We start from the raw sequence: 20,156 nt of genomic DNA on the forward strand, positions 1-20,156 counted from the left end.
CCGCGAGAGAGGCGGATCGCCGCAGAAGACGGGGCCTGCCCGATGGTCTAGGCGCCGCGCAGCATCGCCTGGATCGGCAGGACGGCGTGGTAGAGGGCGGCATAGGCGGCATGGCCGCGCTCGAACGCGGCGATCTTCGCGCCGGGCTCGAAGGCGGCTTCGGCCTCGGCCCAGCCCGTCGCCTCGCCGGCCTCGATCGCGCCGAGGGCGATGGCGCCCAGCATGCCGGCACCGAGGGCGGTGGCATGGGCGTGGGCCTTCTGGCGCACCAGCCGGCGCCGCAGGATGGCCGCCAGCATCGCCATCACCTTGGGCTGCGAGGCGAGACCGCCGACCACGCGCAGCTCCGCCGGCGTCAGGCCGCAATCGGCGAAGGTGTCGAGGATCAGCCGCAGCTGGTAGCAGATCGCCTCGATGAAGGCGCGCACGAGGTGGGCGCGCGTATGGTGCGAGCGCAGTCCGACCATGGCGCCGCCGGCGAGGGAGTCCCATACCGGCGTGCGCTCGCCCTGCAGATAGGGCAGGGCCAGCAGGCCGTCGGCGCCGGGCGGCGTCGCGGCGAGGGCGGCGTCGATGTCGCCGCCGGGCTCGCGGCTCTGCAGGATCCCGTCGAGCAGCCAGGCGAGGGCGCTGCCGGCATTCTGGGTGCTGCCGGTGACGGCGTAGAGGCCGGGGACGACGTGGCGGAAGGAGAAGACGCGGCGGGCGGGATCGATGACGGGCGCCGGGCTCAGCACGGAGATCCAGGCGCTGGTGCCGAAGCTGGCATAGGCCTCGCCCGGCGCGATGCCGGTGCCGAGGGCGGTCGTCGGCCCGTCGCCGCCGCCCAGGATGACGGGCAGGCCGGCGGGCAGGCCGAGCACGCCCGCCATGTCAGGCTTCAGCGCGCCGATGCGCGTCGCCGCCTCCGCCAGATCCGGCGCCAGCGCCCTCGGCAGGCCGAACAGCTCGAACAGCGCCTCGCTCCATCGGCCGGCCGCGAGGTCGTAGAGGCCGGTGCAGGACGCATCGGAATGATCCATCGCCGTCACGCCGGTGAGGCGGGCGACCAGCCAGTCCTTGGGCTGGACGAAGCGGGCGGCCCGCGACCAGATCGCCGGCTCGTGGCGGGCCAGCCAGGCGAGCTTGGGGCCGGTATAGGTGGCGTTGAGCCGGTTGCCGGTGAGGGCGTAGAAGGCCTGCCCGTCCATCGCCGCCTCCGCGGCCTGCGTCTCGCGCACGGCGCGCTGGTCGCTCCAGATCAGGGCCGGGTGCAGCGGCTCTCCTGCGCCGTCGACCAGCAGCGCCGCGGACATCTGGCCGGTGAAGGCCAGGCCGCAAAGGCCCGTCAGCCGGCCGGCCCCGGCGAGGTCGCGCACGGCGGCGGCGAAGGCGCGCAGCCAGTCCTGCGGATGCTGCTCCGCCCGCCCGTCGCCGGCATGGTGCGTCGGGTAGGGGCGGCTGGCGGTGCCGAGGATGCGGGCCGCGCCGGCAGCCGGGGACAGGTCGAGCGCGGTGAGCTTGCAGCTCGACGTGCCGAGATCGCAGGCGATGAGGATGTCCATGGCCGGCTCCGCCCGGGCTACTTGATGGCGCCGAGCGACAGGCCCTTGACCAGGTGCTTCTGGGCCGCGAGCACCAGCACCACGATCGGCAGCGTCGCGAGCAGGCCCGCGGCCGAGAGCTTGCCCCAGTCGACGGCGAGGAAGCCGACGAATTCCGTCGCCATGTAGACCGGCAGCGTCTTGGCGTTGAAGCTGGTCAGGGTGAAGGCGAAGAAGAAGTCGTTCCAGGAGAAGATGAAGCCGAGCACGGCGACCGTGACCAGGCCCGGCGCCGCCATCGGCACCATGATCGAGCGGAAGGCCCGCCAGGACGAGGCGCCGTCGAGGAAGGCCGCCTCCTCCAATTCGCGCGGCAGGGCGGCGAAGAAGCTGCGCATCACCCAGACGATGATGGCGATGACCAGGAGGATATGGGCGATGACGACGCCGATCAGCGTGTCGATCAGGCCGAGGGCGTTGTAGATCTGCACGAAGGGGATGATGACAACGATCGCCGGCAGCATGCGGGTGGAGAGGATGAAATCGGCGATCTCCTCGCGCCCGGCGATGCGGTAGCGCGCCAGCACATAGGCGAAGGGCACGCCGAGCAGCATGCCCGCCGCCACCGCGCCGCAGGCGACGCCGAGGCTGGTGGCGAAGGCCCGGACGAAGCCGCCGGCGCCGAGCACGGCGGCATAGTTGTCGAGCGTCGGCGCGAACAGGAAGCGGGGCGGCTGCGCGATCACGTCGATCTGCGACTTGAAGGATTGCAGCACCATCCAGGCCACCGGCGCCAGGAACAGGACCGAGCAGGCGATCAGGACGGCATAGGCCGCCGCACGGGCGAGGGGGCGGGGCGTCATGCGCCGGTCTCCCGTTGGATGAAGCGGCCCGCCGGCCGGGTGACCAGCATGGTGACGAGGAGCAGGAGGACGCCGATCGTCGCGGCGACCTCCGGCTTGAGGAAGCGGAAGCCCTGCATGAAGGCGCGGATCACCAGCGTCTCGCTGGCCCGCCCGGGCCCGCCCTGGGTGACGACGTAGATCACGTCGAAGGCCTTGAACGCCTCCATGAAGCGGAAGATCAGGGTGATCACCAGGATGGCGCGCAGCATCGGCAGGATGACATGGCGCAGCTCCTGCAGCGCGCCGGCGCCGTCCACCCTGGCGGCTTCCAGGGGCTCGCGCGGCAGCGACTGGAAGCCGGCATGGATCAGCATGAAGCAGAACGGCGTCCACTGCCAGACGTCGATCAGCACGACCGTCATCAGCGCGGTGCGGCTCCCCGTGGCCCAGGGGAGCGGGCCGACATGGAGGAGGCCGACGAGGTGGTTCACCACCCCGAGCGCCGGATTCAGCATCATCGACCAGGTGAGGCCCGAGACCACCGGCATGATGGCGAGCGGCAGGATGAAGATCGATACGAACAGGCGCCGCCCGGCATGGACATGCTCCATGGCATAGGCCATCAGGAAGCCAAGCCCGAAGCTCAGCAGCGTCGAGGACGCCGTGAACACGACGGAATTCCAGGCGACCTGCCAGAAGCCAGCGGTCGCCAGGGTCTCCTGGACGTGCTGGAGCCCGACGCCGCCGGCCACGCCAAAGGCCATGGTGATGGTGTAGACCAGCGGGTAGACCAGCAGCGCCAGCAGGGCCAGCGTCAGCGGCAGCGTGAGCAGTGCCGCGAAGGCTTTGTTGTCGAACACCGGCTTGACCTGCTCCGAACGCGACGCTGGCTGGGGAACCGCCCTCAGGCCAGGATCCGCTTCCACTGCTCCTCGACGCCGTCGAGCGCGGCCGAGGCGTCGGTGTTGCCGAGGATGACCTCCTGGGTGGCGGCGCGCAGCGGATCCATCAGCTCGTTGAACTTCAGGTTGGCCGGCGAGATCACCGCCGAGGCGAGCGAGGTGCCGACGGCCGACAGGAAGTCCTTGCCGAACGTTGCTTCGAGCTCCGGCGACTGCGCCACCGAGGTGCGCGGCGGGAAGATGCCCTTGCGGGCCAGCGCCAGCTGCGTCGCCTTGGAGGTGGCCCATTGCACGAAGAGCCAGGCCGCTTCCGGGTTCCTGGAAGCGCTGGCGATCGAGATCGACCAGTAGTGGGAGTGGCCATGGCGCCCGCCGGGACCGGTGGGGAAGGGCGCGGCCGCGACCTTGCCCGTGACGGTGGAGAGCTTGGGGTCCTGCAGGCGGCCGTAGATGACGGAGGAATCCAGGAACATCGCCGCCTGGCCGGAGAGCATGGCGGTGTTGATCTCGTCCCAGTCGTAGCTGGTCACGCCCTGCGGCGCGGCGGCGGCGAGCTTGGCGAAGGCTTCCAGGCCCGCCTTGCTCTCAGCACTGGCGACGACCGGCGTCAGCTTGTCGTCGAGATAGTCGCCGCCATAGGAGCGCACGACGCCGTAGAGTGGCCACCAGTTGGTCGGTCCGCCGCGCAGGGTGATGCCCGAGATCGGGCCCTTGGCCGAGATGGCCTGCGCCGTCTTGATCAGGCCGTCGAAATCGGCCGGGACGGGCAGGCTGGCTTCGCTCAGCACGTCCTTGCGGTAGACCAGGATCTGCGCTTCCGAGGTCAGCGCCACCCGGTCGGCATAGCGGCGGCCGATGGTGGCGATGTTGCGGGCGCTGGGGAAGAAGTCGTTCCAGTCGTACCAGGCCGGGTCGGTGAGCGCGGCCTTGTCCATCAGCGGCTTCAGGTCGGCGGTCCAGCCCTCCGCCTGGAAGCGCGGCGCCTCGTAATATTGCGTCATGAAGACGTCCTGCTGGAACGCCTTGGCCGAGAGGTCGGTCACCACCTTGGTGAGATATTGCTGCTCCGGCAGCTTGGAGGCCTGGACGGTGATGCCGGTGAGGTCCTCGAAGGCCGGCAGGAGCGGCTCGATCGCTTCCTGCCAGGGATGGCGCGACAGGAACAGGTTCAGCGTCGTGCCCTTGTGGGCCTTCCAGTCCGTCTTGCCGAGCTCTTCGGCGCGGCTGCGGCCCAGCATCAGGGCCGGCATGGCCATCGTCGTTCCCAGAAGCGCAATGAAGTCGCGGCGGCGCATGAAATCCTCCCGTTTGTCTGCTTTGCCTGCAGTTGATATATCGATGTACCCAATCGGCTGCTTTGTAAAGGCGAGGCCTCTCAGCCGCCTTTCCCGATCCGGTCCGCCGTGTCGCGATAGACCGACCGGAGAGCCGGATCCTCGCCGTGGCGGTCGGCGACGGCGCGCAGCTCCGCCGGCCCGAAGGCGGGGTGGCCCGGCGCGCCTTCCAGCGCGGCGCTCAGGCGGACCAACCGGGCGAGCACGTCGAGGGCCGCCTCGACGGCCTCGCCGCGGCGCCGCAGCGCGATCAGCGGCGCGAAGAACCGTTCCCCCGGCTGCATCTTGCGCCAGAGGTCGCGGGCGACGGTGTCGAGGCGGCGGGGGATGAAGCCGTTGGCGAGACGCTCCCGGCTGGTCGCGGCGTAGCGGACGAGCCCGTCGCGGTCGAGGCCGTGCTCGAGCGCCAGATGCCGCTGCAGGGCATCGACGAACGGCGTCAGCTCGGCCAGCAGCGCCCCGTCGCCGAACGCCTGCGACAGCAGCGTGTCGCCGCGCGAGCGCCCGAGGATCGCCGCCGCGTCCGCCAGGCTGTTCACCAGGTAGCGCTTGCGGTCGAACAGGGCGTCGATGCTCTGCGCCGCCTCGATGCCGGGGATGGTCGGGCCGGCCCGCGAGGCGGCGAGCTCGCCATAGGTCTCGGTCCGGATGGTGGTGGAGGCGGGCCAGGCATTGGCGCAGATGCGGTCGACCACCGTCCGGGGGATGTGGAGGCGCGCCAGGGCCTCCCCGGCGATCCCGGCCGCTATCAGGGCCTGCGTAAGCGCCTCGTCGACCGCCTCCACGTTCTCGCAGCCGAGAAGGGTGCAGGGCGCGGCACGGCCGGCGCCGGCGGCGACGAGCTGGCGGGCGACGCCGGCGAGGTTCTCCTTGCGCACCGCCGTGGTCACCAGCGGCGCCTCGCCGAGCCGCCGCATCAGCTCGGCCCGGTCCCGCTCCGGGTGCAGGGCACGGGCGATCGGCACCCGGATCTCGCGCGTCGCCCCGCCTTCCTGCATCTCCAGGCCATAGCCGCCCTGTCGGTCGAGGGCCTCGACCAGGTCGGGCAGCGGGTCGACGACGGTCACCGTCCAGCCGGCCTCGACCAGGCGCGGCACCACCAGCCCGCGGCCGAGGGCTCCTCCTCCGAAATGGATCGCCTCCATCCCCACCTCGCAATCCGGCGCCGGGCCGGCGGCGGCCGCCGGCTTCACCCGCCGTCGCGGTCATTGACGAATTGACCGGCATCGGCGAGCTTGCTACGCACATGATACATCGTTCTACCAGGAACCATCATGGCCAAGAGTCGATCCTATGACAAGCGTCCTTCGGTGGTCGTGCCCGATGCCGGCCACGGCGCGGCGGTCCGCGGCTGGGCGGCGGTGGCCGAGCGGCTCGGAGCCGCGATCGGCGGGGGGGCGGCCGGCGTCCTGACGGTCGATGCCTATCCCGGCGTCGACCTCGACGAGATCGCCGCGGCCCTCGGCCGGGCGCTGCCGGACCTCGCGGTGTTCGGGGTCCGCGACGCCATGAAGGAGCCCGCCGCGATCGAGGCCATGCTGGCGCGCTTCCTCACCACCGACCGGGTGTTCGGCTACATGGCGCCCTTCCGCATGGAGGAGTTCTTCCGGCCGGAGGGGCTGGCGGCGCTGCGCGCGGCGGTGCGCGAGGCCGCCGGGCGCGGGCCGGTGGCCGTCATCGGCGTCGGCGCGGCCCTGGTCACGCCGGGCGACGTGCTGGTCCTGGCCGACATGCCGCGCTGGGAGATCCAGCTGCGCTTCCGCGCCGGCATGCCGAGCTGGACCTGCGACAATCCCGGCGAGGATTTCCTGCGCAAGTACAAGCGCGGCTTCTTCGTGGAATGGCGCACCGCGGACCGGCACAAGCTCGACCTGTTCGACCAGGCCGATTTCTTCCTCGACACGACCGTCCGCGGGGATCCGCGCCTGGCGGCGGGCGAGGCGATGCGCGCGGCTGTCGCGGCCACGACACGCCGGCCGTTCCGCGTCGTGCCGTTCTTCGATCCCGGGGTCTGGGGCGGGCAATGGATGCGGCGGGAATTCGAGCTGCCTGCCGAGGCGCCCAACTATGCCTGGGGCTTCGACTGCGTGCCGGAAGAGAACAGCCTCCTCCTCGATTTCGGCGGCGTCGAGGTCGAGATCCCGGCGATCAACGTGGTGCTGCGCCATCCCAAGGCCCTGCTCGGCGAGCGCGTCTTCGCGCGCTTCGGCGCCGAGTTCCCGATCCGCTTCGACTTCCTCGACACGATCGGCGGCGGCAACCTGTCGCTGCAGGTCCATCCCACGACGGACTATATCCGCCAGGCCTTCGGCATGAGCTACACCCAGGACGAAAGCTACTACATGCTGGAGGCTGGCCCCGATGCGGCCGTCTATCTCGGCCTGAAGACCGGCGTCGCGCCCGACGCCTTCTTCGCGGCGGTCGAAGAGGCGCATCGGCCGGGCGGCGAGCTCGACGTGGAGGCCTTCGTCAACCGCTGGCCGGCGCGCCGGCACGACCATTTCTCGATCCCCGCCGGCACGGTGCATTGCTCGGGCTCCGACTGCCTCGTGCTCGAGATCAGCGCCACGCCCTACATCTTCACCTTCAAGCTGTGGGACTGGGGCCGGGTCGGCCTCGACGGCGTGCCGCGGCCCCTGCACGTCGACCATGGCCGCGGGGTGCTGGACCCGGAACGGGACACGGCCTGGGTCGAGCGGACCGTGCTCGGCCAGGTGCGGCCGGTCGCCTCGGGCGAGGGCTGGCGCGAGGAGCGCACCGGCCTGCACGAGCTCGAGTTCATCGAGACGCGGCGCCACTGGTTCACCGCCCCGGTGACGCACGAGACCGGCGGCTCGGTCCACGTCGTCAACCTGGTCGAAGGCGAGCGGGCGACGATCGAGAGCCCGACCGGCGCCTTCGCGCCCGTCCGTTTCGGCTTCGCTGAGACCGTGATCGTCCCGGCCGAGGTCGGCGCCTACCGGGTGGTGCCGGACACGGCGACGCAGCACGCCACCATCCGCGCCTCGGTGAGGCTCTGACATGGGCGCGGGGCCGGCGAACCGCTGGTGGCCGCTGTCGGGGGCGGGGCTCGAGCATTTCGGCCGGGACGGCGGCTGGATCGAGGGCGAGGTCCCGAAGCCCGGCGCCGGCGATCTCCTCGCCGGGGTCGAGGCGGTGACGATCTGCGCCAGCGACGCCAAGATGGTGCGGCTCGGCGCGGACTATCCGCTGTTCGGCGGCCGCGATCTCGCGCGCGAGCCGGTCTGCCTCGGCCACGAGCTCGCCCTGCGCGTCGACGAGCCGGGCAGCGGCGTCGACCCCGGGCTGAGGCCGGGCACGCGCATCGGCGTGCAGCCCGACGTCTACAAGCACGGCCGGCGGTCCTGCATCGGCGTGACCCGGCCGGGCGGCATGGCCGATCGGATCCTGCTCGATGCCGAGGTGCTGCAGTCCGACGACGGGCCCCTGGTCTTTCCCGTGCCGGCGCCGCTCAGCCGGGCGGCCACCGCGCTGCTCGAGCCGCTCGGCTGCATCGAAGGCGCCTTCCGGCCGTGGGGCCGCGACGCGGTGCGGCCGGGCGGGCGGCTGGTGGTGCTGTGCGCCGATCCTCGGGCGGGCTGGATGCTCGACGCTCCGCTGCCGGCCGGGACCATCGACCTCGTCGGCCTGGACGAGCCGGCCTGGCGTGCCGCCGGCGGACCGGCTACGGGCCGGATCCGCAGCCTCGGGCTCGACGAGGCTCTCGCCGATGCCGGGCCGGTCGACGACTGCCTGGTCCTCGGCCCGGTCGATCCCCGGGCGGTCGGCCGCGTCTACGACCGTCTGGCGAGCGGCGGCACCTTCACCTGGCTCTCCCCAGTGGTGGTGGAGCCCGGGGTGCCGGCCGATCTCGCGCATTTCCACTACGGCAAGCTGACCCAGCGCGGCGCGCGCTCGCTGCGTCTCTCCGAGGCCTGGGCGCGCCCGATCCGCTGCGACTATCGCCCGGGCGGGCGGCTGCTGCTCTTCGGAGCCTCCGGCGCCATGGGCCGCATGCACCTGATGCGCGCCATCGAGGCGGCCGAGGGGCCGGCGGCGATCGTGGCGCTGGCGCGCCGGGCGGACAAACTGGCCGCGCTCGTCGCGGAGCTACGGCCTCTCGCCGAAGCCCGGCGCCTGGCGCTGCACGCCGTGGCGTCGGACGGGCCGGACTGGCAGGCCGAGCTCGCGGCGCTGGCGCCCGGCGGCTTCGACGATGTCGTCGTCGTCGCTCCAGGGGATGAGCCGATGCGCCGGGCCATTCCCTTCCTGGCGCGGAACGGGCTCCTGATCGGCTTTGCCGGCACCCGGGCGGGCGAGGTCGTCGACCTGCCGCTCGGGCGTCTGGTGACGGACGGCATCAGCATCACCGCCAGCAGCGGCTCGACCGTGTCGGACCAGCAGGCGGTGATTCGGCGCATCCTTCAGGGAACGTTGACGCCGGAACGGCTGATCGCCGCCGTCGGCGGCTTCCCGGCCATGCGGGATGGCGTGCGCGCGGTGCTGGAAGGCCGCTTTTCCGGCAAGGTGATGATCATGCCGGCGCTCGACTGGCCTCTGATGAGCCTTGCCGAGCTGTTTGAAGCCCATCCCCAGTTGCGCTCCCTTGCCGGGCCGGGCCAATCTTGGTCAAAGGCGATCGAGGACACCGTCCTCGACGGCTGAGCAGACGGGGACATGGCGACGTCGCGCGTCAATATCAGGGATGTTGCCATTGCGGCAGGCGTCTCCCGCGCCACGGTCTCGCAGGTCCTGCGCGGCACCGGCCGCATTTCCGACGAGACGCGCCGGCGCGTCGAAGCGGTGATGAAGCAGATCGGCTATGTCTACAACCGCGCCGCCGCCAGCCTGCGCGCCGGACAGTCGACCACCATCGCCATCGCCGTGACCGGCCTCGGCAATCCCTTCTTCGCCGAGTTGGCCTCGCGTGCGGCGCAGGTGCTGGAGAAGGCCGGCTACGTCGCCGCCATCGTCGACACCCATGACGACCTCACCGGCCAGGCTCGGTTCCTGCGCATGCTGCGCGAGAACATGATGGCCGGCGCCATCGTCTCCCCGGCCTCCTCCACCACCGACGCCATGGCGCGCGACTGGCAGGCCGGGGCGCCGCCGATCGTCGGCCTGCTCCGGCGCTCGATCAGCGCCGCCTTCGACTTCGTCGGCGTCGACAACGTCATCGGCATGGCGGCGGCCACGACGCATCTCATCGAGCTCGGCCACCGCACCATCGGCTTCGTCGGCGGACGCTCCGGCTCGCAATCGCGCGAGGAGCGCCTCGCGGGCTGGCGCAGCGCCCTCGCCGGCATCGGCCAGCAGGCACCGGAGGCCTGGATCGAGCCGTGCGAGGCCAGCATCACCGCCGGCTCGCAGGCCGTGACGCGGCTGATCGCGCGCTGCCCCGACCTGACCGCCGTGGTCTGCCACCAGGACATCGTCGCCTTCGGCGTCACCATCGGCCTGCGCAAGCTCGGGATCGAGCCCGGCCGGGCGGTCTCTGTGGTCGGCTTCGACGACATCGGCGCCGCCGCGGACTGGGATCCCGGCCTGACCACCATGTCGGTGACACCCGGCACGCTGGGGGCCGAGGCCGCAAGGATGCTGCTGCGCCGCATCGAGGAGCCGGATGCGCCGCTGCAGTCCATCGTGCTGCGCCCGCGCCTGGTGCAGCGGGCCTCGAGCGGGCCGCCGCTTCAGGCCTCCGCGAGGTAGTCCCAGGCCGGCTTCAGCCGCTCGATCAGGCCGCGCCGGCGGCCCGCCAGCCGGGCATAGGCCTCGGTGTTGGCGCGATCGGGCTCGAACCGGTCGGACTGCAGCCGGATCCGGCCCGCGGCGCTCCTGAGGTCGGGCCAGAGGCCGACGGCGACGCCCGCCGTCAACGCGGCGCCGGTCGGCGCGCTCGGCGCCGCGCCGAAGCGCTCGGCCGGCACGCCCAGCATGTCGGCCTGCATCCGGCACCACAGCGCGCTCCTGGCGCCGCCGCCCGTCAGCCGCAGCGTCTGCGGGCGCCAGCCCTCGATATGCTCGGCGATCGCCTCCGTGGTGTCGATGAGGTCGAAGGTGAGGCCTTCCATGACGGCCCGCCAGGCTTCGCCGCGGCCATGGGCGAGCGTCAGCCCGTGGAAGCCGCCGGAGGCATGCGGCTGCGGCGGGCAGAAGCGGCCGAGCATATAGGGCATGAAGGCAAGGCCAGCCGCGCCCGGCGGCACTGCCCCGGCAGCTTCGTCGAGCGCGGCGAAGGTCTCGGGGCCCTCGCCGCCGCCGAGCAGCTCGGCCATGCGGCGATGCACGAAGCCGCCGCCGGCGACGTAGAGGATCGCATACCAGACATCGTCGAGGGGGCTCGCCAGCGGCTGGAAGCGCTCCTGGCCGGCATCGATCAGGCAGCGGTCGAGGCAGACGAGATAGTTGATGAAGGAGCCGTTGACCGAATAGACCTCGCCGGGCGTGAGCACGTTGGCGCCGATCAGCGAGGCGACGGTGTCGCCGATCCCAACCACCAGCGGGATGCCCGGGCTGAGGCCCGTGGCGGCGGCGACGGAACGGCCGAGGGCGCCGACCACGGAGAAGCTCGGCACCAGCGTCGGCAGCACGGCGGCCGGCAGGCCGAAGGCGCGGACGAGGTCGTCGTCCCAGCGGCGGGCGGCGAGGTCGGCGGCGCCGTACCAGGTGAGCGTGGTGGCGTCGCAGGCCATGGCCGGCAGTGGCGCTTCCGCCAGGGAGCCGATGACGAAGCCGGCCAGCGAGGGGACGCAGGCGATGGCGTCGAAGGTGGCCGGCGAGGTGTCCCGCCACCACAGCATGCGCGGGGTGGTGAACGGCCAGGCGCCGTTGCGGGCGAAGAGCACATCTGCCGCGATCGCCTTCATCCGCTCGAGCTGGGGCCGGAAGCGGGTGTCGAGGGCCGAGGGGTACCAGGGGGTCAGCGGCGCCCCTTGGCGGTCCACCGCGATGGAGCCGGCGGTCTGGCCGCTGGCGCCGATGGCGGCGAGGCGGGAGACGGCCTCCGGCTGCCGCTCGGCGAGCTCGGCGAGCATGGCGAGGATGGCGGCGATGACGGCCGCGCCGTCCTGCTCGGCGACGCCGGCCTCCGGCATGGCCGTGCGCACCGGCCGCTCCGCCTCGGCCAGGCAGACGGCGTCCGCGTCGACGAGGCAGATCTTGATCAGGCTGGTGCCGACGTCGATGCCGAGGACCGTGGCTGACATAGGCTCCCGCCCCATGCTGGATCATTGTCTGATAGATCGTTATATCTTGAGTATGGCAGGGCCGGGATGTCAGCGTCAATCCGGTCGCGGCGGCCCTGCCGGCACTGGGAAGGCAGGGACATGTCGCTTCGCAACTACCTCGCCTGGGTCCGGGACCAGGCCCTGCCGTTCTGGCTTCCGCGCGCGGCCGATGCCGAGGGCCTGTTCCACGAGACGCTGGCGATGGACGGGACGCCGCAGCCCGAGGCGGAGCTGCGCCTGCGCACCGGCATGCGGCAGGCCTATGTCCTCGCCCATGCCGCCGAGCTCGGCCTCGTCGACCGCGCCCCGGCCCTGGACCTCGCGGCGCGGATGATGGAGCGCCTGCGCGCTCTCGCCTGGGCGCCCGACGGCCGGCCGGGCTGGGCCGCCCGTTTCGATCGTGCCGGAGGCATCACGGATGGCCGGCGCGATCTCTACGACCATGCCTTTGCGCTGCTCGCTTTGGGGCACCTCGGCCGGGCCACCGGCGAGGCGCGCTACGCCGCCTGGATCGAGGAGACGCTGGCGGTGGTCGACGGCGCGCTGGCGGCGCCGCACGGCGGCTGGGCCGAGAGCGACCGGGGCGAGCTGCCGCGTCGGCAGAACCCGCACATGCACCTGTTCGAGGCGAGCCTCGCCCTGCACGAGACGACGGGCGAGGCCCGGCATCTGGCCCGCGCGGGCGAGATCTTCGGCCTGCTGCGCGCCCGCTTCCTCGACGAGGAGGCCGGCGTGCTGACCGAGTTCTTCGGCCCGGCCTGGGAGCGGTCGCCGCAGGTCCGCTCCGAGCGCCTGGATCCCGGCCACATGGCCGAATGGACCTGGCTGCTGCGCCGCTACGAGCGCGCCGCCCGCCGCCCCGTGGACGCGCTCTGCGGCCGCCTTTTCGACGCCGCCGTGCGGCTGGGGCTGACAGCCGACGGCTTCCTTGTCGACGAGGTCGATATCGCCGGCCGCCCGCTGGTCGACCGCCGGCGGCTCTGGCCGCAGACCGAATACCTCAAGGCCCTGGTCGTCCAGGGATCGGCCGGGCATCGGCCCGAGCTCCTGGAGGAGGCCGCGGCCCTGGCCGGGCGGCTCGGCAAGACCTATCTCGCCGGCGTGCCCGCGGGCGCCTGGCGCGACGCCTTCACGCTCGACGGCCGGCCCTCGGCATCCGCCATCCCCGCCAGCACGCTCTACCATCTCTTCGCGCCGGTGCCGGAGATCCTGCGGCTCGAGGCGTCGTGAGCCGCCTCAGGGGGGACGCCGCTTCGGGGGGCGTGAGCCGCCTCAGGCGGTCTGCAGGGCCAGGCCCTGCATGAAGTAGCGGCGCAGCAGGAAGAACAGCCCCAGGGTCGGCAGGCTCGCCAGCACCGTCGCCGTCACCACCAGGTTCGGCGTCGTGCCGGCATAATTGCCCTGGAACACCATCAGGGAATTCATGATCGAGCGCTTGCTCTCGTCGACGGTCAGCACCATCGAGAACACGAGGTCGTTCCAGATCCAGTTGAACTGCAGGAGGAAGGTGGCGATCAGCGGCCCGCGGCAGTTCGGCAGCACGATCGACCGGAAGATGCGCCATTCCGAGCAGCCGTCCATCCGGGCGGCCTCGTCGAGCTCGCGCGGCAGCTGGCCCATGTAGTTCTTCAGGACCAGGGTCGGGAACGGGATGCAGATGGCGATGTAGACCAGCAGCAGGCCGATGCGCGTGTCGAGCAGGCCGAGGCGCGCGAAGCTCTGGAACAGCGGGATGAGATAGATCTGGAAGGGGAAGATGGTGCCGCTGAAGATCAGCAGGAACCAGAAGGCGCGGCCGCGGACGTCGAGCCGCGCCAGGCCGAAGGCGGCCGAGGCGGCGATCAGCACCGCCGCGCCGGCGCCGACGGTGCCGTAGAGCAGCGAGTTGAGCATGCCCGAGGCCATGGAGGTGCGGATCCAGGCCTGGACGATGTTGTCGACGACCGGCGCCAGCGAGGCGGGCAGGGCGAGCGGCCCGCCCTGGACATAGTCGCTGCCCGATTTGAACACGGTGATCGCGGCATAGTAGAACGGCGCGATCCACAAGAGGCTGACCGCCACCGCGATCCAGAAGACGGCGCGGTTGGCGCGGGCGTGACGCCGGGCGGTTTCGGAGGCGGCCGGCGACAGGCCGGCATCGAGCGCGGCGGCCTTCATCGCGAGCGCTCCTCCAGGCGCTGCTGCAGCAGCGCCTGCACCCAGGTGATGAGAAGCGCGATGGCGCCGAGGATCACCGCCACGGCCGCGCCATAGGCCCAGCGGCTGGAGCGGAAGGATTCCCAATATTGATGCGTCGCCAGCGTCAGCGTCGAGCGGTTGGGATAGTCGCGCCCCATCACCCAGACCAGGTCGAAGGTGGTGAAGCCGGCGATCACCGAGATGATCGTCACCACCACCAGGGTCGGGAACAGCATCGGCAGGACGACCAGGCGGAAGGTCTGCCAGGGCGAGGCGCCTTCCACCGTCGCCGCCTCGATCGGATCGGGCGGCAGGGCGGCGAGGCCGAGCAGCAGGAGCACCATCACCAGCCCGGTGGTCTGCCAGACATGGGCGAGGATCATCGCCGGGGTGATCCAGGTCGGATCATAGAGCCAGCTGCGCGCCAGCCCGCCGAGGCCGACGCCATGGAGCACGGTGTTGAGGATGCCGGCGTCGGCATAGACATAGTACCAGATCGTGCCGATCGCCGTCGGCGCCAGCAGCCGCGGGATGAAGAACAGCGAGCGGAACGCGCCCTGGCCCGGCACGCGGCGCAGCAGCACGGCGAAGGCGAGGCCGAGCAGGATCGGCAGGGTGAGCGAGGCGACCACCCACACCACCGTGTTGACGGTCGCCTCGTAGAAGTTGGGGTTCGACAGCGCCTGCCGATAGTTCAGCGCGCCGACGAAGCGGTTGAAGCCGGAGAACTTCGCCCAGCCGGTCAACGAGATCCAGATGTTGTCGGCGACGGGATAGAGCAGGAATACCGAGACCATGACGATCGCCGGCGCCATGAAGGCGAGCGCCGTCAGCGTGGTGCGCCGGCGCACGCGCCGCTCGGCGGCGGACAGGGGAGGGCGCCGGTCCTCCGCCTCGGACGGTGTCGCCGTCGGGTCGCTCATCGTCCTGCTCACCCGCCGGGCCTATTTGTGGGCCGCCCAGTAGTCGGAGGCGATCTTGTCGACCGCCGCCATCACCTGGTCCGCCACCTCGGGCGTCGGGGTGACCATGAACTTGTTGAACTGCTCGACCGCCGGCAGCACGATGTCGGAGGGCGAGGCCTCCCAGTAGCGCGGATAGGGCTTGGCCTTGGTCGCGGCCAGCACCTTGGCGACGTCCTCGACCACGACATTGGGCTTGGGCGCCTTGATGTTGCCGATGTTGAGCGAGGGGTCCTTGGCCCATTGCGAGGCGGCCTCGTCGGTCATCCACCATTTGACGAAGGCCATGACGTCCGGGTTCTTGGCGCCGGCCTTGGAGACGACGATCGGCGCGCCCTCGTTGATGACGGAGGGCGGCAGCGACGGGTCGACATTGGGCATGACGAAGGCGCCGAAATCCTCGCCGGGCTTCATGCCGCCTTCCTTGATGTTCTGGATGGCCCAGTCGCCCATCAGGTACATCGCCGCCTTGCCGCGCGCGAAGTTCAGCACCTCCTCGTTCGAGGTCGCCGGCGTGAAATAGCCCTTGGCGTAGAGGTCGCCCCAGAGCTTGAACACCGCCTTGACCTGCGGGCTGGTGTAGGAGAGCTCGCCGCTGTTCAGCTTCATGTAGGCCGCCGGGTCGGTGCGCAGCAGCAGCTCCTCGAACCAGATGAAGCCGCGCCAGCCGTCCTGCACGGTGGCGTCGAACGGGGTGATGCCGGCAGCCTTCAGCTTGTCGCAGGCGGCGAGCAGGTCGCTCCAGCTCTTGGGCGGCTCGAGGCCGGCCTGCTTGAACAGCGCCTTGTTGTAGAACACCACCCAGGAGGAGAGGTGCAGCGGCACGCCGTAGATCTTGCCGTCCACGGTGTAGAGCTCGGCGCTGGCCGGATCCATCTGGCCGGCGCTCACCGCCTCCTTCCAGACGTCGTCGAGCGGCTGCAATGCGTCGGCGTCGACCAGGTCCTTGAGCTTGGTGCCGTTCCACCAGGTGAAGATTTCGGGCGCGTTGCCGGACTGCACGCCGGTGGCGATGAAGGCCTGGTACTGGTCCGTGGCATAGGGCGTCGGCACGAAGGGATGGCCCTTGCTCTCGGCATAGGTCGCCATGCGCTTCATGCTCTCCTGCCAGAAATACTTGTCGTGGTAGAGCTTCAGGGGCTCGGCAAAGGCCATTGTGCTCGCCCCGATGGCGATTGCGGCCAGTACGGTCCTCATCCAGCGCGCCGTCATCTTGGTCCTCCTTGGGGGTTCGGCTTGTTGTTCAGGGCCTCGGCAGGGCGAGCTCGCTCGCCTCGTCGAAGAGGTGCAGGCGGTCGAGGTCGACGGCGAACTCGAGCACGTCGCCGACCCTCACGGGCTTGGGGCGGTACATGCGGCTCGTCACCTCCCCGCCGCCGAAGGGAGCGATCAGCAGGGTCTCGTTGCCGAGCGGCTCGCTCAGCAGCACCGGCGCGGTGAAGGCGAAGCCGCGCTGCGGCGGCAGGCCGTGGCCGCGCGGCACGACGTCCTCCGGCCGGATGCCGACGCGCACGCGCCGTCCCGGCTCGGGGGCGGCGGCGGCATCGCCCATCGGCAGGGTCTCGCCGCCGTCGAGGCGGATCGCCGTGCCCCCGCCCGGCCCCGCCTCAGCGACGCCGGCGAAGAAGCGCATGGCCGGCGCGCCGATGAAGCCGGCGACGAAGCCGTTGGCCGGCCGCTCGAACAGGTCGAGCGGCGTTCCCGCCTGCTCGATCACGCCCTTGCGCATCAGCACGATGCGGTCGGCCATGGTCATGGCCTCGACCTGGTCGTGCGTGACGAACACGATGGTCGCGCCGAGGCGCTGGTGCAGCTTCTTCAGCTCGATGCGCATGGCGTTGCGCAGCTGCGCGTCGAGATTGGAGAGGGGCTCGTCGAACAGGAAGGCGTCGGGCTTGCGCACCAGGGCGCGGCCGATGGCGACGCGCTGGCGCTGGCCGCCCGAGAGCTGGGCCGGCCGCCGGTCGAGATAGGGCTCGATCTCCAGGAGGCGGGCCGCCTCGAGCGCCTGGCGCGCGCGCTCCGCCGTGCCCACGCCGGCAACCCTCAGCCCGAAGGTCAGGTTCTCCCGCACCGTCATGTGGGGATAGAGGGCGTAGCTCTGGAACACCATGGCGACGCCGCGCTCGCGCGGCGGCAGGTCGGTCACGTCGCGCCCGCCGATCATCAGTCGTCCGGCGGTCGGGGTCTCCAGCCCGGCGATCATCCGGAGCGTCGTCGACTTGCCGCAGCCGGACGGGCCGACCAGGGCGACGAAGGAGCCATCCTCGATGTCGAGGTCGAGGGCTGGGATGGCGTGGAAATCGCCGAACCACTTGTCGAGGGCCCTGATCGAAACGGACGCCATGCGGTCACTCGGGTGATAGATCGTTATATCACCATAAGTGCAGCAAGGCGCGGCCGCAAGCCGCTCCGCGGAATCGGGCGCGCGCCAGATCCGGCTTGAACACCCCGCCCCGAGGACGGCATATGCGCCGGGATCGTTCGGTGGGAGGCGGGCCGTGGACCTCAGGTTCGGCGTCAAGATCTACGACAACGACTGGTTCCTGCGTCACCGCATGAGCCCGGCCGAGGCCGCCGACCTCCTGGCGGCCTGGGGCGTCACCTATGTCATCGCCCAAAGCCGCTTCCTGCCGATGTCGAATTCGGCGGTGGCGAGCGCGGTCGCCGACGCCGACCGCGGGGCCTATGGCGGCCTCGACGACGTCGCCTTCCGTGCGCTCCTGCGCGAGCGCGGCATCGCCTATCTCGCCTGCCTCAACATCTGCTTCGATCCCGCCTTCTCCGCCGCCCATCCCGGGCTCGCCGCCATCGACCAGCGGGGCCGGCCGGCCGAGCAGGTAGATTGGTATATCGGCCTGCCGCCCGACCGCGAGGAGAACCTCGACCACAAGATCGGCCTGCTCCGCCGGGGCGTCGCCGAGCTGAAACCGGATGCCGTGCATCTCGGCTTCATCCGCTGGCCCGGCTTCTGGGAGACCTGGCTGCCCGGCGATGCCCGCGCCGACAAGCCGGACTATTGCTTCTCCCGCCGCACGGTGGAGGCCTTCGGCCGCGACCTCGGCCTCGACCTGCCGGCCGGCGACCCCGTCGCGGCGGCCGGGGTGATCGGGGCGCAGCACCGGCAGGCCTGGACGCGGTGGAAATGCGGCCGCACGGTCGCGGCGATCGCGCGCATCCGCCGGGAGCTCGCCGCCGTGCGGGACGGCCTGCATTATTCGATCAACACCCTGCCGTTCTTTCGCGCCGACTTCGACAATGCGGTGGAGGAGGTGTTCGGCCAGGACATCGCGGCGCTCGCCGAGGTGGTCGATGTCTTCGAGGTCATGGCCTATCACCAGATCCTCGCCCGGCCGCCGGCCTGGCCCGCCGCGGTCGCCGCCGACATCAAGGCGCGCAGCGGCCGCCGCGCCATCTGCACCCTGCAGGGGCGGGCCCTCTATCTCGACGGCATGCATGCCGGCAACGGCCGCGAGAGCGAGCTGACGGCCGCAGCCTTCGGGCAGGCCCTGGACGCGCTGGAGCCGACGGCGGTCGACGGCGTCTGCGTCTTCACCTTCACCGATCTTCTCGACCGCGCCGGCAGCGCCGACGGCGCGGCGATGCTGGCAAGGCTCGCCGCGTTCCGGTGCTGATCAGGCCATGCCCGGCAGGTTCTCTGAACCTGTTTGCGCATCGGAAGCCACCCGGCTGATGGCGGCGAGCAGGCTGGCGCGGTTGAGCTCGTTCGGGCGATAGGATCCGCCCAGCGCGCCGGCGGTCATGACGACGACCCGGTGGCTGAGCTCGAGCAATTCGTCGAGGTCGTCGGAGATGACCAGGATGCCGGCGCCCTCGCGGGCGGCGAGGCGGATCTGGTTGTGCAGCTCGGCCTTGGCGCCGATGTCGACGCCGGCCGTCGGCTGGTCGAGGATCATCACCTTCGGCCGCGAGGCGACCGCCCGCGCCACCAGCACCTTCTGGGCGTTGCCGCCGCTGAGCTTGCCGACGATCTTCCGGCGGTCCGGCGGGCGGATGGCGAAGCGGCGGATCATGTCGAGGGCCAGGCGCGGCCGGCTGCCGGGGCGGACGAAGCCGGCGGTGGAGAGCAGCTTGGCCAGCGAGCTCGCCACCACGTTGGCCTCGACCGAGGCGGTCAGCGCCAGGCCGGCGGCCTTGCGGTCCTCCGGGACCAGCACCAGGCCGTGGCGGGTGGCGCGCTCGGGCGTGCGCCGGCCGAGCGCCCGCCCGTCGACCATGACGCTGCCGGTGCCGGCGACGTCGCCGATCAGCGCCCGGGCAAAGCGCGTGCGGCCCGAGCCGACCAGGCCGGCCAGCCCGACGATCTCGCCGCGGCGGATGGCGAGGTCGGCCGGCGGCCGGCCGGCGACGCCGAGGCCGCGGACCTCGAGCGCCATCCCGTCCGTCGCCGCCGCCTCGCCGGGGGCAGCGGAGGACGCGGGCGCGGCGATCTCGTGGCCGACCAGCAGCTGCGCCAGGCTGTCGACCGTGTAGGCCGAGCCCGCCCCGGTCTCCACCACGGAGCCGTCCCGCATGATGGTGATGCGGTCGGCCAGCCGGCAGACCTCGTCGAGGAAATGGCTGATATAGACGATGCCGACCTGCCGCTCCCGCGCCATGCGGCGCATCGTGGCGAACAGCAGCTCGCGCTCGGCTGGGGCGAGGCGCGCCGTCGGCTCGTCCATCACCAGGATGCGCACGTCCTGCGAGCAGGCCCGCACGATCTCGGTCAATTGCTGGGCGCCGACGCCGAGGCGCCGCACCGGCACGTCCATCGGCAGCGCGATGCCGAGGCGCTCGGCCTCCTGCCGCGAGCGCTCGCGCAGCCGGGCGTGGGCGACGGTGCCGGAGAAGTGCCCGCGCGGCTCGCGGCCGAGGGCGATGTTCTCGGCCACCGTCATGTCGGGCACCAGGGAGAAGTCCTGATAGATGATGGCGATGCCGCGCGCGAGCGCCTCGCGTGGGGCTGCGAGCCGGATGGCCTCGCCGGCCAGCCGGATCTCGCCTTCATAGTCGGGATAGTTGCCGCCCAGCACCTTCATCAGCGTGCTCTTGCCGGCCCCGTTATGGCCGACGAGAGCGTGGATCTCGCCCGCCTGCAGCGAGAAGTCGACGCCTCGGAGCACCGGAACGCCGGCGAAGCCCTTTCGGATGTCCCGCATCTCCAGAAGCGTCGACATCCCGTC

16 protein-coding genes are annotated in these 20,156 nt (G+C 71.5%); 5 read left to right on the plus strand and 11 right to left on the minus strand.

Annotated elements, in window-relative coordinates; genetic code table 11:
• Nucleotides 1–47: 47 nt before the first annotated feature.
• The 5 genes from QO011_RS14355 to QO011_RS14375 form a co-directional block, all read right to left on the minus strand.
• The gene (locus QO011_RS14355; protein WP_307273014.1) at nucleotides 48–1,544 is read right to left on the minus strand and encodes a xylulokinase; all 1,497 of its coding nucleotides are present in this window, start codon (nucleotides 1,542–1,544) and stop codon (nucleotides 48–50) included.
• A 17-nt stretch (nucleotides 1,545–1,561) separates the two neighbouring features.
• Entirely contained in the window at nucleotides 1,562–2,386 is an 825-nt protein-coding gene (locus QO011_RS14360; RefSeq protein ID WP_307273015.1) for a carbohydrate ABC transporter permease, read from the minus strand.
• Nucleotides 2,383–3,228 carry a carbohydrate ABC transporter permease gene (locus QO011_RS14365; RefSeq protein WP_307273017.1) on the minus strand — a complete coding sequence of 282 codons (846 nt, stop codon included), beginning with the start codon at nucleotides 3,226–3,228 and terminating at the stop codon, nucleotides 2,383–2,385. Before QO011_RS14365 ends, QO011_RS14360 begins: the two co-directional genes overlap by 4 nt.
• Before the next feature lie 44 nt (nucleotides 3,229–3,272).
• On the minus strand, nucleotides 3,273–4,565 hold the full coding sequence (locus tag QO011_RS14370; protein ID WP_307273020.1) for an ABC transporter substrate-binding protein: 1,293 nt from the start codon (nucleotides 4,563–4,565) through the stop codon (nucleotides 3,273–3,275).
• An 80-nt stretch (nucleotides 4,566–4,645) separates the two neighbouring features.
• Nucleotides 4,646–5,797, minus strand: coding sequence for a mannitol dehydrogenase family protein (locus QO011_RS14375; protein WP_307273022.1), 1,152 nt, complete (start codon nucleotides 5,795–5,797; stop codon nucleotides 4,646–4,648).
• 81 nt (nucleotides 5,798–5,878) lie between these two features.
• Between QO011_RS14375 and QO011_RS14380 the strand changes: the two genes are divergently transcribed.
• Genes QO011_RS14380 through QO011_RS14390 form a run of 3 tightly spaced genes read left to right on the plus strand, consistent with a single transcriptional unit; the run spans nucleotide 5,879 to nucleotide 10,313 of the window.
• Nucleotides 5,879–7,624 (plus strand): class I mannose-6-phosphate isomerase, encoded by a 1,746-nt coding sequence (locus QO011_RS14380; protein WP_307273023.1) that lies wholly within the window; start codon nucleotides 5,879–5,881, stop codon nucleotides 7,622–7,624.
• A gap of 1 nt (nucleotide 7,625) precedes the next feature.
• The gene (locus QO011_RS14385; protein ID WP_307273026.1) at nucleotides 7,626–9,269 is read left to right on the plus strand and encodes an alcohol dehydrogenase catalytic domain-containing protein; all 1,644 of its coding nucleotides are present in this window, start codon (nucleotides 7,626–7,628) and stop codon (nucleotides 9,267–9,269) included.
• A gap of 12 nt (nucleotides 9,270–9,281) precedes the next feature.
• Nucleotides 9,282–10,313, plus strand: a complete 1,032-nt coding sequence (locus QO011_RS14390; RefSeq protein WP_307273029.1) for a LacI family DNA-binding transcriptional regulator — start codon at nucleotides 9,282–9,284, stop codon at nucleotides 10,311–10,313.
• On the opposite strand, the gene QO011_RS14395 is transcribed toward QO011_RS14390, so the two are convergent.
• A complete protein-coding gene (locus tag QO011_RS14395; protein ID WP_307273031.1) occupies nucleotides 10,295–11,809 on the minus strand; it encodes a xylulokinase in 1,515 nt (504 codons plus the stop codon). The genes QO011_RS14390 and QO011_RS14395 overlap by 19 nt on opposite strands.
• A 120-nt stretch (nucleotides 11,810–11,929) precedes the next feature.
• On the opposite strand from QO011_RS14395, the gene QO011_RS14400 reads away from it, so the two are divergent.
• The gene (locus QO011_RS14400) at nucleotides 11,930–13,060 is read left to right on the plus strand and encodes an AGE family epimerase/isomerase (RefSeq protein WP_307273034.1); all 1,131 of its coding nucleotides are present in this window, start codon (nucleotides 11,930–11,932) and stop codon (nucleotides 13,058–13,060) included.
• Nucleotides 13,061–13,102: 42 nt separating this feature from the next.
• Here QO011_RS14400 and QO011_RS14405 read toward each other — a convergent pair whose 3' ends face one another.
• The 4 genes from QO011_RS14405 to QO011_RS14420 are packed head-to-tail and all read right to left on the minus strand — an operon-like array spanning nucleotide 13,103 to nucleotide 17,317.
• Nucleotides 13,103–13,987: a carbohydrate ABC transporter permease gene (locus QO011_RS14405; RefSeq protein ID WP_307273036.1), complete on the minus strand. Its 885-nt coding sequence runs from the start codon at nucleotides 13,985–13,987 to the stop codon at nucleotides 13,103–13,105.
• Nucleotides 13,984–14,931: a carbohydrate ABC transporter permease gene (locus QO011_RS14410; RefSeq protein WP_307273039.1), complete on the minus strand. Its 948-nt coding sequence runs from the start codon at nucleotides 14,929–14,931 to the stop codon at nucleotides 13,984–13,986. The genes QO011_RS14405 and QO011_RS14410 overlap by 4 nt, the downstream gene beginning before the upstream one ends.
• Before the next feature lie 21 nt (nucleotides 14,932–14,952).
• Nucleotides 14,953–16,182 (minus strand): ABC transporter substrate-binding protein, encoded by a 1,230-nt coding sequence (locus QO011_RS14415; RefSeq protein WP_307273042.1) that lies wholly within the window; start codon nucleotides 16,180–16,182, stop codon nucleotides 14,953–14,955.
• Between the two features lie 31 nt (nucleotides 16,183–16,213).
• Nucleotides 16,214–17,317 (minus strand): ABC transporter ATP-binding protein, encoded by a 1,104-nt coding sequence (locus QO011_RS14420; protein ID WP_307273045.1) that lies wholly within the window; start codon nucleotides 17,315–17,317, stop codon nucleotides 16,214–16,216.
• A 154-nt stretch (nucleotides 17,318–17,471) separates the two neighbouring features.
• Between QO011_RS14420 and QO011_RS14425 the strand changes: the two genes are divergently transcribed.
• Nucleotides 17,472–18,605, plus strand: a complete 1,134-nt coding sequence (locus QO011_RS14425; protein WP_307273048.1) for a hypothetical protein — start codon at nucleotides 17,472–17,474, stop codon at nucleotides 18,603–18,605.
• Here the strand turns inward: QO011_RS14425 and QO011_RS14430 are convergent, their stop codons facing one another.
• On the minus strand, nucleotides 18,606–20,150 hold the full coding sequence (locus QO011_RS14430) for a sugar ABC transporter ATP-binding protein (RefSeq protein WP_307273050.1): 1,545 nt from the start codon (nucleotides 20,148–20,150) through the stop codon (nucleotides 18,606–18,608). It abuts the gene before it with no gap.
• Nucleotides 20,151–20,156: the final 6 nt, after the last annotated feature.

This window comes from Labrys wisconsinensis (assembly GCF_030814995.1).
Classification (GTDB): domain Bacteria; phylum Pseudomonadota; class Alphaproteobacteria; order Rhizobiales; family Labraceae; genus Labrys; species Labrys wisconsinensis.

Excerpts from the sequence above, each read along its gene's own strand:
- QO011_RS14415 (WP_307273042.1), bottom strand. The coding sequence starts at position 16,182 with ATGACGGCGCGCTGGATGAGGACCGTACTGGCCGCAATCGCCATCGGG.
- QO011_RS14420 (WP_307273045.1), bottom strand. The coding sequence starts at position 17,317 with ATGGCGTCCGTTTCGATCAGGGCCCTCGACAAGTGGTTCGGCGATTTC.
- QO011_RS14360 (WP_307273015.1), bottom strand. The coding sequence starts at position 2,386 with ATGACGCCCCGCCCCCTCGCCCGTGCGGCGGCCTATGCCGTCCTGATC.
- QO011_RS14370 (WP_307273020.1), bottom strand. The coding sequence starts at position 4,565 with ATGCGCCGCCGCGACTTCATTGCGCTTCTGGGAACGACGATGGCCATG.
- QO011_RS14405 (WP_307273036.1), bottom strand. The coding sequence starts at position 13,987 with ATGAAGGCCGCCGCGCTCGATGCCGGCCTGTCGCCGGCCGCCTCCGAA.
- QO011_RS14410 (WP_307273039.1), bottom strand. The coding sequence starts at position 14,931 with ATGAGCGACCCGACGGCGACACCGTCCGAGGCGGAGGACCGGCGCCCT.
- QO011_RS14385 (WP_307273026.1), top strand. The coding sequence starts at position 7,626 with ATGGGCGCGGGGCCGGCGAACCGCTGGTGGCCGCTGTCGGGGGCGGGG.
- QO011_RS14355 (WP_307273014.1), bottom strand. The coding sequence starts at position 1,544 with ATGGACATCCTCATCGCCTGCGATCTCGGCACGTCGAGCTGCAAGCTC.
- QO011_RS14390 (WP_307273029.1), top strand. The coding sequence starts at position 9,282 with ATGGCGACGTCGCGCGTCAATATCAGGGATGTTGCCATTGCGGCAGGC.
- QO011_RS14430 (WP_307273050.1), bottom strand. The coding sequence starts at position 20,150 with ATGTCGACGCTTCTGGAGATGCGGGACATCCGAAAGGGCTTCGCCGGC.
- QO011_RS14395 (WP_307273031.1), bottom strand. The coding sequence starts at position 11,809 with ATGTCAGCCACGGTCCTCGGCATCGACGTCGGCACCAGCCTGATCAAG.
- QO011_RS14380 (WP_307273023.1), top strand. The coding sequence starts at position 5,879 with ATGGCCAAGAGTCGATCCTATGACAAGCGTCCTTCGGTGGTCGTGCCC.
- QO011_RS14400 (WP_307273034.1), top strand. The coding sequence starts at position 11,930 with ATGTCGCTTCGCAACTACCTCGCCTGGGTCCGGGACCAGGCCCTGCCG.